Genomic DNA, 12718 nt, shown 5'->3' with positions numbered 1-12718 from the left:
GTTTTCCTCCTTTATAGTGTGGCTTTCAGTTTTTCAAGCTGTTCTGCTATCGCTTCATCATCAAAGCAGTATTTCATTGTAGTAAACTGGCTTCGGAGCTTTTTAACGTCTTCCGCCACTGTTTTTTTACGCAAAATCACATCGGCCATCAGCTCAGCCGTCTCTTTAAAGGCTGCCTTGGTAAAGCCAAAGCGGGTCATCTCAGCAACACCAATGCGGATTGCACCGGAAGCGGTGAAGCCCTCTTCCTCCGGTGTTGCCTGATAATTAATGATGATGTTGCTTTCTTCGAGACGTCTCGCCACTTCCGGACCGATACCATAACCAACCCGCACCACTACCTGGTGGGTCTCGGTATAGGAAATCTGTGGATCACCGGCCACATCAAGTCCAGCTTCAGCCAGCGCTTTGGCAAAATATTTAGCATTCTCGATGACAGTGCGCTGATAATCATCTTTAAAATAATTCATTTCGTAGGCCGCCATTAACAGACCCAACATCGTTCCGAGATGGTGGTTACTGACACTGCCTGGAAACGCCCGGGTCTCGATGGTTTCCCAAAGGCCATACTTATAATCATCCTTGTCATAATTTCCGGCAATGACCCCACGCTGGGTTCCAAAAAATGTTTTATGGGTGGAACCGGTCACAAGCTCAGCCCCTTCTTTAAAGGGATCCTGGAAATAATCACCGACCAGTCCCAAAACGTGGGCCATGTCATACATAATCACCGCATTGAGTTTCTGATCATCGATAAATTGGCGTATTTCCTGTACCGGTTCCTTGTGCAGAACCATGCTCTTACCAAAGATAATTAATTCTGGACGATACGTCGTAATGACCTTTTTGGTTTCTTCGACATCGATCTTAAAGAGGTTATCGGGCTCCACCGGGAAATTGACAACTGCCGTTTTTTCCGTCCGGGGATCGACGGCGATATAGTCATGCAGGGCGCCCATTGGCTGGGCGCTTAAATGGCCACCACGGATGATATGATTGTTCAGGATATAGCCCAACCGCTTGGCCTCAACCTTGCGGTTAACCCGATTCTTGTAATCCATCAAAGCACTAAAGACTGCCGTATTGGCCATTTGCCCGCTGATTACCCGAGTTTCAACCTCGGCACAGTTAAAGTACTGCTTGAATTCTTCCATCAGCAAATATTCAATCTCGTCGATAAAAGCTGTTCCCTGATAATAAAAAACGTCATAATCATAAAAGGATTTGGTTTTTTTGTGCTCCGCGTAGCGAAACGACGGATCCATCACTGATAACAACCGTACCGCTGACGAATGAGCCTGTTCCGACGGGATCAGGTTAATGGTTTCATACTGCCGGTGATGGGTATTGTCAAGGCTCTTCTTCACCAGATTGAGGGCTTTGCCGGGATAATTAGCGGCGCTTTCAAACTGTCTTGTTACCTCCACGCCATAAAGGATCGGGCGGGCATACGGGGGCGCATCACTTTTTAAATGATACGGCACAATCACCGCCGCAACCCGTTTGTTGCGGATTTCGACCTCCACCGGATCATTGATTTCGACATCGCCATCAAGCAGCGCCAGACCAATCCCACGCATTGCTTTCTCATCGGTTATCTTGCTATCCAGTCCATAGCCCTCGGCTTTTAAATAGGGGACCATGGTGGCACTGGTGATCACGCCGACTTCCCTGCCATCTTTAAAAACCTTGCATCCAGCCCGAGCTACACCTTTGCCGGTAATCGCCAACGATCTGACAATTCTCGGCAGTTTGGATAAATCGCTAAAATCCCGTTCCATGATGGCCTTAAAGCCGCAATACTGTTCCCGAAGTGGTGCCCGCCCCAGATAATTGCCCTTATCCGCGGCAAAGCTGACAGCAAATTTAGCCAGTGGACAGGAGAAAATCGGAATCTCCTGACCCTCATTATCCAGTCCCAGTTCGTGTCCATATAGCGGCAAACCGGCTTCCAGTCTTAATGTATCCCGGGCCCCCAAACCGACGGCCATGGCGCCCAACCCCAGCAGCTTTTCCCAGATTTCCGGGCTTTGCTCCGCCTTGGCAAACAGTTCAAAACCCAGGGGTTCCCCCGTATAGCCGGTTCGGGCAATCAGGAGGGGGGCCCCGTGATAATTAAGAATTCCCAACGCATTCTTAAGGGGTTCGGTCAAAAATTCGCTCCCGGTCAATTTTTTCAAAATATTCTTAGCTTCCGGGCCTTGTAGTGAAATCATCGCCAGCTCAGCGGATTGATCGGTTATTTGGGCATCGAAGGCTTTGATTTCGTTATTCAGATGCTGCCAATCTTTGTCAGCATTGGCCGCATTCACTACCAGCAGGTAGCGATCTTCATAAAAGCGGTAAAGGTAGGCATCATCAATGGCACCTCCGTTTTTATTGGGAATCATCGTATACTGGGCCTGAAGCAGATCCAGCGCAAAAACATTGTTTGTCAGGACATACTGTAAAAAGGCGGTGGCTTCTTTGCCAGTGATGATGAAGCGGGCCATATGTGAAACATCAAAGATGCCCGCTTTAATTCGGGTATGGAGATGCTCATCAACAATACCATGAGGATACTGAATCGGCATCTCCCAGCCCCCAAAATCTACCAGGGTTGCCCCTGCTTTGACGTGATTGTCATATAATACGGTGCGTTTTAAATCTCCCATTTGCTGATCTCGTACTCTTTCTAATCCTGACAAAACGCTTCATACTCAGTAGCGTCCATCAAGTCTTCATATTCTGAGGAATCATCCATTTCAACACAAATCAACCAGTTTTCAAAGGCATCCTCATTAATCAGCTCCGGTGCAGCCTCCAGTGCTTCGTTAATTTTTTCAACCGTTCCGGCTACGGGCAAATAAATATCGGAAGCCGCCTTAACCGATTCGACTACCCCAAAGGTTTCGTCCTTATCGATATGATCACCCACTTCCGGCAATTCAACAAAAACAATGTCCCCCAGGGAATGTTGGGCGTAATCGGTAATCCCAATGGTGGCCCGATTGCCTTCTACCTTAACCCACTCATGATCCTTCGAATACTTCAACCCTTCAACAATTCTCATTTTTCAATCCTCCATTTTTCTAATTTTACAAAAAAACAAAAAAAGCAGAAAGCTAATGCCTTCTGCTCTGTTATTGACCTGAGAGATTCCTGTTTTAAAGTTGCCCCTTCGGTGCGTCTTCGCTTTCCAGAGAGATGTCCAGATGCGGTCCTCTTTACCTGAGATCATCGCCGATATTATGGCTAATACCCGCTTATTCCTTCGGTGCTGCACACTCTGCAGTCTCTCCCGTATCCATCATTCATCATACCATCGTTTAATTGTATTCTTCAGCCTGATCTATTTATCAAGTTGTTGTGAGTATACACTGCTGCCCCGGTAATTGTCAACTACTGAAACCATATTATTTCAAACGGTGGCTATTTTTATTGTAACTGTCCTTTACCCAAATAGCCGCCCACTTTCGCGAAACGGCTGTTTTCTTCGTGAATTGTTGTGAGTATACACTTTAATATCTGTTAGAATAAACTAGCTTTAAATGTAGAATTCAAGTGATGATTCGATGCGATCGTCACTCAATTTAGCATAACCCTGTAAGGAGAACATTCATGAAAAAAACACTACTTATCCTGCTCTTATTTGCCCTCTTCATCCCAATTCAAACGGTCTTTGCCGAGACTGAAATCGTCCCGGTTTTATCCCGCGGCCACATTGAAAACTTAGGTGATTATCCTGCCGACCACACCTGGATCGAAAGCCCGGAGATAATTGGCACCGTTGGCCAGAGTAAACGTATCGAAGGCTTCGAATTAAAACCCGATGCGAACGTGGCCTCGGAGATTGAACTACGTTACAACGTCCATGTTCAAAACATCGGCTGGCTCTATGATGAAAATGATCCCAGCACTTGGGCCAAAAACGGCGACTATGCCGGCACCCGCGGCAAGGGACTGCGCATTGAAGCGATCAAAATTGTTCTGCTTGACACCACCGGCAAACAGGTATCCGGTTATCATGTCCGTTACCGCGGTCATGTCCAGAATATTGGCGACTTGCCATCCGTTTCGGAAGAATGGTTCCTCGATGGTGAACAGCTTGGTACCGTTGGCAGCTCGCTTCGCCTTGAAGCATTAAAACTGGAAATTGTCAAGGATGCCACGACTGGCACCGATTTAAGTGCCTACACTGCCCTGATAAAACAAATTGAAAGTTTAAACGAATCCGACTTTAGCAAAACTTCCTGGAATAATCTGCAATCCGTTGTTTCTCAAAACAATATTGATGAGCAAAGCAGTTCCACTGAAATCGCCACCGCCATTGCAACTATCCAAAAGGCGATGAACCAGCTTGAAGATCTGACCCAATCAACCATTTACAGTAAAGCCGGTAGCTATGGACCAAGCAGCGGAAGCGAATCGATCAATCAGGATGTAATTGTCACTACCGGTGATGTGACGCTTCAGAACTTAACAATTGATGGCAATCTGATCATTGATGAGGCCGTAGGCAACGGTAACGTGACCTTGAACAATGTCACTGTTTCCGGTGAGCTGCGGGTTCGTGGCGGCGGCCAGAACAGTATTCACATTAACGGTGGCGACTATTCAAAAATTCTGATCGAACAGGCTCCTGACGGCGGTGTCCGGATTGTTGCCACCGGCCTTGACGGAGTGCCAGTTATCCTAAGCGAAAACGCTGCTGGCGAAACCCTGATTCTTGAAGGCGAGTTCGATTCAGTCACAGTCAATGCTCCCAATGCGGTGATTAAAACCCAGGGTCAGACCAGCATTAAAACCCTGGATGTCGGCGAAGACGGCCAAAATACGGCCATTGAACTTGGAAGTACCACCGCCGTAACAACCCTGGCCTTGTCAGCACCCACAAATATCACTGGTAGCGGTAGGATCAGCAAAGCCGAGATTTCCTCAGACAATGTCAGCTTTGAAAAGGCTCCCGATAATTATACGGTTGACCCCGAGGTAGTAGTGCCGCCCGTGATCCCAGAACCCACACCCCAACCCGGCGGTGGCGGCTATACCCCACCGAGCAAAATCAATCTGAGTGTGACCACACCAGCTGTGAGCCCATCTAAAACCTACGATGGCACTACCGCCACCGATGTAACCAATCAGCTGCTCGATGCTGCGACCATCACGGGAATTGCGATCGGTGATACCGTAACCGTTACCGCCACGGCTACCTATGATAATAAAAATGTCGGCAGCAATAAGGATATCACCATCACCTACAGTCTATCCGGAGCTGCTGCCAGCAAGTACACTCCACCGGTGACCACGACAATCAAGGGCGAGATTGTGGCAAAAACCCTGAGCCTCCCGACAACACCAATCTCAAAAGAGTATGACGGAACAACGATGCTTGACACCGTGATTACCGAAGACATAGGCCAGCTGGCCGCCGATAATCTCACAATCTCCCGAACTGCCACCTATTTAGACAACAACGTAGGAGCCAATAAACCGGTAACCTGTCGCTACACCCTGTCGGGAACCGCTGCCAACAATTATAGCGCCCCGGCCGACCACCCGGGTACCGGAACCATTACCAAAAGAACCCTGACAGTCTCTGGCGCCAGCCTGAATATCAATAAAACCAAAACCTATGATGGCACCACTGACGTGTTTAATGGCAAGGGCAAAATTCAAGCTGGCAATAACGTGATCAGCGTGGCAACCGGTGTGGCAGCCGACCCCACTATTATCGTCACGGCCACCGCTGCTTATGATAATCAGAACGCCGGCGACAACCGAACCATTACGATTAGCTATTCAATTGACAGCACCTCTGCCAACAATCGCTATCAGGTCCCAGCGACAGAAACCATCAGTGGGGCTAACATTACCGCACGGTCATTGACAATAGCAACTCCCACTCCGGTGGCCAAAGCCTACGACGGCACCGCCGATGTTTTTACGGCGGTCAATAATACGGGTATTATTTATAATACCTCGGTCTCACCCGGAAATATAGCTGTGACTGATACCGGCAAGGTGACAGTCACAGCGACCGCCACGTATGATACCGGCAAGGATGTTGGCACCCAAAAAAACATAACCATCCGCTACACCCTTTCCGGGGATGCTGCCGGGAATTATCAGCCACTGCCCGATGATCACAGCAAAACCGCTGCCATTACCCCACTGACGCTAAATACCGGAACCGTGACAGAAAAAACGAAGGAATATGACGGCACCAGCACCGCAAAACTTAATATACCATTAAGCTGCAGCAATAATAACGGTGTTTTTCAGGCCGAAGCTGGCAAAACACTTACTTCCAAAATAGTAGCAGACTATTATACTGACAATGAGTGTAAAACTAAATGCAGTCAAGTTGGAGATAACCTTTACCTTAAATATACCATCAGCCTGGAGGGGGCTTCGGCCGGTAATTATGTTTTTGAGGGGGGCAGCAACACCCTGACAGCTACCTCCAACGGCGGCAGCATTACCACGAGAAAATTATCGGTTACCGCTGAAGCGATGGGGCTGCAAACCGAGAAAGACTATGATGGTAACATCAGTGCCCACTCGGATCTCACTGCCATCACGGGCGGCACTGGCCTGACGGGGATCGTCGGCACCGATCAGGTCACCGCGACAGCTTCAAACCATTATGATAGCGCCGATGCCGGTGACCGTACTATCACCACCAGCTTTTATCTTTCCGGCGCTGATGCCGGCAATTACCGGCTTGATCCCCTGATTAGCAGCGGTAAGATCAAGCCGATTCAGCTGGCAGTCGACGCTAGCAAGCTGCCAGCCATTGCCGCAACACGAAAATATGACGCCACCACCGATGTTTATCTGGCAGATAACACAACCAAATTATCGGACTATGTCCTCGATGCTGATGCCATCAGCGGCATAATTGGTAGCGAGGCGGTAACGGTCAAAGCCACTGCCAGCTACGACGATAAAAACATTGGTGAAAACAAAGCCATCACCATTACCTATAGCCTAGGCGGCGATGCCGCCAAAAACTACCTGGCTCCGGCTCCCGATACCTCAACATCAGCAGCCATTACACCACGAATCCTGGGTTATGCCAATGTCAATCTGATCACCATGAAAAAAGCCGATGGCACTAGCAGCGTCTCGTTTATAAACACTCCCAACGCTGATTCGACAACTTATGGCGGTATGGATGGCGTTGCCCGTGTTGATGGCCTTGCGGGCAACGCACTGGAAGATATCTATATCGGATCCTACAGCGCTGACTATTACGATAGCAGTAACAACAAAACCGGTGCCGTGGGCAGCGATTACACTATCAAACTAAGCGGCACCCTGGCCGGCGCCGATGCCGATGCTGGCAATTACGTTCTGAGCGATTATACTTATTCACAAAAAGGTCAGATTCTGGCTGACAATACGATTGTCGCCACCCCCTACAACAGCAACAACTGGGCTGTCTCCGGCACCCTGACCCCGCCAGCTGCTGGTTTTAAACTCTTTTATGCCAAACAAGCAGGTAGCACGACCTATTACGGCTACGACAGCGGCGGTCAAATCTACAGTTCAACCAACTTAAGCAGCTGGACAAACGTTAATCAGGTTACTTTGGACGGCAAGCAGCTGATTGGCTTCGATAGCGATTCCAGCGAACTCTTAGCCATTCCCAACACCCCCACCTCTGATGGTTTCGGGAATACAAGCTACTTACTATATTACTGGAGCGGCGGTAACTGGTGTGAGTCTGCATACACAATTATCAACATCGAGCCCGTCAATCCGACTTATTATGGCACCGCCACTAATGACTACCTGATTTATCAGGATGCAGACAAGAATGTGATTAAACGAGGTTTTAATGACGCCACTAATGAGACAATCGGCTCTAGCTCATTCCTGTCCCTGCCCAGTGGCTTTAATAACTCCCTGCTGGTCTATGACGGCAGTAACCTGATGCGTTATGCTTACTAAACCATTGCGCCGCTTAATTAAATTCTGACAAATCCCTAAACAAACAGCGCCACTGATTGAATGATCACTCCGTGGCGCTGTTGCTTTATTTTCCTGTGGTAAACCAACTGTTTTTTTCATTACTTTTTTCCTGACCAAACTAGCCGGTGCCAATCCAATTCATTTAAACTTGAGCGCAATGGCTGCCTCAACCGTATTCCCAGAGAATCCAAATGCCGGATTACCGCTGCAATGGAGAGCCGGACAAAAATGAGTGTTCACTCTGATTGGAGGCCCTGTTGGATATTCAAACTGCTCTCATTATGCCATAGCGCTGACACAGTTATGCGTGCGGCGATTCAAGTTTGGTGTATTGCCATATTGGCCAATGTTTTGGATTAACTATTGTCAACACCGCCAGAAGAGATAACAAATTTTACACAGGCACCTTGTGGGGTGTTCTCTAGGAACAACTGTCCTGAATGTTTTTGTGCCACTTTTTCGGCAATAGAAAGACCAATCCCATAATTTCGACTCCCTGTCCGGCTTGTATCCTGTTGCCAGAACATTTCCTTTGCATGGTGCATCGCTGTTTTTGAAAAACCTGACCCTTGATCCTGAACGCTAAATAATGTTTCCTGTTCATTTTGGCATGCAGAAATAGTAATATGTCCTCCGGTTTTAGTGAAGCGTATCGCATTTTCGACAATGTTGATCAGCGCACGGGCCAGCATGGAAGGGTAAACCATTATTGGGCGTAAATTCTCGCTATACACATACTCGAGCGATATTGACTTATCTTTGGCCAGTGGAGATAGAATCGCGTTAAGCTCGCCCAACATTGGGATAATATCAATCCTCTCCATTACTTCATTATCCATATCAATAATCGAGACCTGCTGCAAAGCACCCACATACTGCTGTACCCGCATTCCTGCGCTAAATATAGAGTTAACCAGCGCTGCCTGTTTCTCTTCCAAAGTATCTTCCAAAAGTAATTCGGCGTTACCATTGATTACTGTCAGCGGTGTCTTTATGTCATGGGCAAGGGCGGCAATTTCTTGTTTGCGTTGTTGTTCCGATTCCCATTGTTTGATAAGCGTATCTTTCAGAATGCTCCGCATATCATCCATTGATTGCAGCGCGTGGTTAAATTCATTTATGCCCACAGATGTGGTGATTGGTGTATCCAGGTCTTGCTGTGCGATTTGTTTGCTGGCATTTTCTACCAATGCCAACTTATTACCCAGCTTTCGACCCATGCTACGGACAAATAGCAGAAAAAATAAGACCGATGCCATAACTGCCAAAAACAACATGATCAGTTCCGCATTGGGCAAAACGTTTTGCAATGTTGGATTGGTAAAGCTAGCCACATAGCGCCAAGTGAACAGGCAACGGCTTCCATCCTCATAGAATACATACACGCCTGTGCCATAGGTTACGTTCTCAGCTGTATATCTTGAAACCTCCTGTGAAAGGGTACTTCCCTCCAGGGAAGCTGCCCTTACATTTCCCTCTTTGTCAAAATAGATGTAATCGTACAAAGTGGGTTCTAAATCATTTGTGAACTTCCCACTCTCGCTTTGCCGGTCTATTTCCACCCTGGCTTCCCTCTCACCTGCATTGGCTGGCGCAATAACGCCAGCTTCCATACAAAGAAAAAGTATGATGAATGCCAATGCAAAGATAACAACGATTCCAACAAAAAACAGCAGAAGCGTGCGAGTGAAATAGCCTTTTAAACCGATTGCTTTTCTCTTTTCCAACGGTATCCAATCCCCCATACGGTTTCTATCGGCTCAGCTCCATAGGGTTTTAGCTTTGCACGGATATTTTTAATATGCTCCACAATGACACTTTCGTCTGATTCTCCATCATATCCAAAAACCACTTCATATATTTGGCCTTTGGAAAACACCTGCCCAGCATGTTCCATTAAGGTGGCGCAGATGGCATACTCACTTTTGGTAAACGCAATGGCGATATTTTGATATAGCACCCGCTTTCCGGACACATCCAATACCAAATCCCCCAGGCGCAACGTGTGTAGATGACCGCGGGATTCCCTGCGTAAATGTGCGGCCACCCGTGCCCGTAGTTCCGCAACTGAAAACGGCTTTTGAATATAGTCATCCGCCCCAAGCCCAAGGCCATGCACCAAATCATCTTCAGCCGTTCGCGCTGTAACAAAAAGGATCGGTATATCGATTGTGTCTCGGATACGCTTACAATAGGAAAATCCATCTTCACCAGGCATCATGACATCCAGTAAAATCAAGTCGGCAAGACGAGCCATTTCCGGCGATACTTCGCAGGTTGCCGTCACTGTTTGCACCAAATGACCCTCCCGCTCCAGTGCCGTTTTTATAAAAGCCAGAATTTCTGGTTCATCATCAACAGCTAAAATATGTGCCATCGTGTCCCCCCCTGTATTCTTAATTATACAATGATCCGGGATAAGAAGACAACCGACCATTTATTCATCGTTTTTTCTCCCTTCCCAACGGTGAAACCATACAAACAGAACTGCCAGCATCAGCAAAGTCACTATTGCAGCTACGACTATGCCTAACTGCATAGCGGGCACTGTGCTCATATCGCCCTGCATCCAATATCTGGACAACAGACTGACAAGCCGGACGCCCCAGGCACTGGGAACATAAAACCAAATGGTTTCACCAAGCCCTGTAAGCATAAGCGCAGAAAAAAGAATTTCCGCAGCAGCCACTGCAAAGCTCACATTCCGACCAAACTGAAAGCCCAGCCAGGCGTGAAACAGGTATTCAAAAACAGCACAGCCCCAAATAAGCAAGGCCATGCAAAGCGTGAGAGAAAGAGGAAATGAAAAATCCGGTATCCTGATTACCGCCACAACACTGTAGCCCAGGGTAACTATCAGACATGCTGCAAGACCCCCAAGAATCAAAAAGATCAGTTCAGACAGTAGGTTCTTCATCCGTGATGGGGCACTCAAAAGAAGGAACCCTCCTCCGGCTTCCACATCCTGTTCGGTGATGATTGAACAAATCCATGCCGCTAAAAGCGGATAGATGAGTGTTAACACCTGATAATAGTTTACTGTAAATTTTTCCGGGGGATAAATGGTCATGCTCTGGTATACCGTAAAAACTAGAATTCCTAATACAGGAATAGCAAGGTGAACGATAAAAAAAGGGGTTTTGGATAGCCTGATGGCATCAGAAGATAGTTGCATGCTAAACTTTTTCATTCTATTCACTCCTTCCATTAAACCAGATCTTTGTTAACAGAAGTGATACTGCAAGCAGAACGGAAGTAATGAGTATGCCGGGGAACAACACACTACTATCATGGAGCGGGCTGTCAGGAGCCATCAACACACCATTGGGATTAATCCCCAGTATGGGTGCCATTAAGCGGGCAGGTATTGCAAATGGAATAAACCAAAAACGGCCGCCAGCAATATCTTGAATCGAACAAATTATATTTACGCCAAGAATCCCTAAAAATGTCACCACCGAATTTAGCTTGGCGGATAAGAACATTCCCAAAGGTATTTGCCATACCCATGCAATTGTTAAGACAAATGCGGCAGCCAGTCCCCGCCAAATAGGATACTGAGAACCAAAGAAAAGACCGGAAATGGTGGTCAGACCAAAAACAATGAGATTACCAATGAAAATATAAAAACAACCCGTCCAAACCTTTGCAAGCCACACACGGCCCTTCGGTGCAGGCAAGGTAGCCACATTGAAAAACTGCATTCTTTTGTCTGGCTCGATTAGATTAATGCAAATCAATGCCACCGTGACCGGAAGGAACATCATATACCACCAGTTATACGCACCTACCTGAGTCAATGCCCCGCCCATCAATACAATAGCCATTAGCGCAACTAGCGATGGGAAAAGCACTAAGCTTTTTCTGCCAAAACTGCGGCGTCCCTTTATAAGCTCGGATTTTATAATATTTACCATTCTAGCAAGCCTCCCTGTTACTGCTCATGCGAACAACATCCATAAACAGGGCTTCTAGTGAAGCGGTATCATTGGGAAGTTCTCCCTGATAGCCTAACCGCCCATTGGCAATGATGCCGATTTTATCCACTGTGTTCTCAACCTCAGAGAGAATATGACTTGACAGAATAACGGTGATGCCTTGTGCAGGGAATGAGCGTATCAATTCACGTAGTGATTGAATACCCATCGGGTCAAGTCCATTGGTTGGTTCGTCCAAAATAAGCAGCTTGGGGTGGTTCAGCAAAGCTACGGCAATACCCAAGCGCTGTTTCATACCCATCGAAAACTGCCGGGCTTTCTTTTTTCCTGTGCCTGTTAAATCTACGATATGTAGCACCTCGTCAATTCGGGTTTTCGGTAAGCCAAACGCTGTGGTTCTCACCAGCAGATTTTCGTAGGCTGTGAGGTTTCCATACAGCGGGGCACTTTCTATCAATGCGCCGATTTCAGACAAATCTTTTCGTTGCCACGGCCTCCCTTTGTATCGTATTTCCCCTTTTGACGGCTTTGCAATACCGGTTATCATTTTCAAGGCAGTGGATTTTCCCGCCCCGTTAGGCCCCAGCAATCCGTATACAGTATTTTCCGGGATAGAAAGCGAAAGTCTATCCACAGCGTTTTGCCCCTGATATGTTTTTGTGAGTGCTTCAGTTGTTAGAATCATATTTGACATAGTTGTATCTCCTTTCGATAAAGCAACTATATCCGAAGAATATAAGGAATTTATAAGGATTTGAAACTCACTAAAAAATAATCACTACCTGAATGTAGAGGGCGCAGAAAGAAGGATCCTGTCAAAA

8 protein-coding genes and 1 riboswitch are annotated in these 12718 nt (G+C 47.2%); of the genes, 1 reads left to right on the top strand and 7 read right to left on the bottom strand.

What is annotated here, in order from left to right; genetic code table 11:
* Window positions 1-11: 11 nt before the first annotated feature.
* Window positions 12-2654, bottom strand: a complete 2643-nt coding sequence (gene gcvT / locus Q7P33_RS12585) for a glycine cleavage system aminomethyltransferase GcvT (protein ID WP_303870795.1) — start codon at window positions 2652-2654, stop codon at window positions 12-14.
* Between the two features lie 20 nt (window positions 2655-2674).
* Window positions 2675-3052: a glycine cleavage system protein GcvH gene (gene gcvH, locus Q7P33_RS12580; protein ID WP_303870793.1), complete on the bottom strand. Its 378-nt coding sequence runs from the start codon at window positions 3050-3052 to the stop codon at window positions 2675-2677.
* Window positions 3053-3187: 135 nt separating this feature from the next.
* Window positions 3188-3293, bottom strand: a riboswitch (glycine riboswitch).
* Window positions 3294-3600: 307 nt separating this feature from the next.
* Between gcvH and Q7P33_RS12575 the strand changes: the two genes are divergently transcribed.
* Window positions 3601-7938 (top strand): YDG domain-containing protein, encoded by a 4338-nt coding sequence (locus Q7P33_RS12575; RefSeq protein WP_303870791.1) that lies wholly within the window; start codon window positions 3601-3603, stop codon window positions 7936-7938.
* A gap of 377 nt (window positions 7939-8315) precedes the next feature.
* Here the strand turns inward: Q7P33_RS12575 and Q7P33_RS12570 are convergent, their stop codons facing one another.
* The 5 genes from Q7P33_RS12570 to Q7P33_RS12550 are packed head-to-tail and all read right to left on the bottom strand — an operon-like array spanning window position 8316 to window position 12591.
* Complete coding sequence (locus Q7P33_RS12570) at window positions 8316-9686, bottom strand: sensor histidine kinase (RefSeq protein ID WP_303870788.1); 1371 nt, start codon at window positions 9684-9686, stop codon at window positions 8316-8318.
* Window positions 9659-10336, bottom strand: a complete 678-nt coding sequence (locus Q7P33_RS12565) for a response regulator transcription factor (RefSeq protein WP_303870787.1) — start codon at window positions 10334-10336, stop codon at window positions 9659-9661. The genes Q7P33_RS12570 and Q7P33_RS12565 overlap by 28 nt, the downstream gene beginning before the upstream one ends.
* A 60-nt stretch (window positions 10337-10396) precedes the next feature.
* Entirely contained in the window at window positions 10397-11149 is a 753-nt protein-coding gene (locus Q7P33_RS12560) for a lantibiotic immunity ABC transporter MutG family permease subunit (protein WP_303870785.1), read from the bottom strand.
* A 1-nt stretch (window position 11150) separates the two neighbouring features.
* Window positions 11151-11876: a lantibiotic immunity ABC transporter MutE/EpiE family permease subunit gene (locus Q7P33_RS12555; RefSeq protein WP_303870783.1), complete on the bottom strand. Its 726-nt coding sequence runs from the start codon at window positions 11874-11876 to the stop codon at window positions 11151-11153.
* 1 nt (window position 11877) lies between these two features.
* Window positions 11878-12591: a lantibiotic protection ABC transporter ATP-binding protein gene (locus Q7P33_RS12550; protein WP_303870781.1), complete on the bottom strand. Its 714-nt coding sequence runs from the start codon at window positions 12589-12591 to the stop codon at window positions 11878-11880.
* Between the last annotated feature and the right edge of the window lie 127 nt (window positions 12592-12718).

It is taken from the genome of Acetobacterium wieringae, assembly GCF_026646375.1.
In the GTDB taxonomy this organism is placed as follows: domain Bacteria; phylum Bacillota; class Clostridia; order Eubacteriales; family Eubacteriaceae; genus Acetobacterium; species Acetobacterium wieringae_A.
This window is presented reverse-complemented; position numbering and strand designations above follow the sequence as displayed.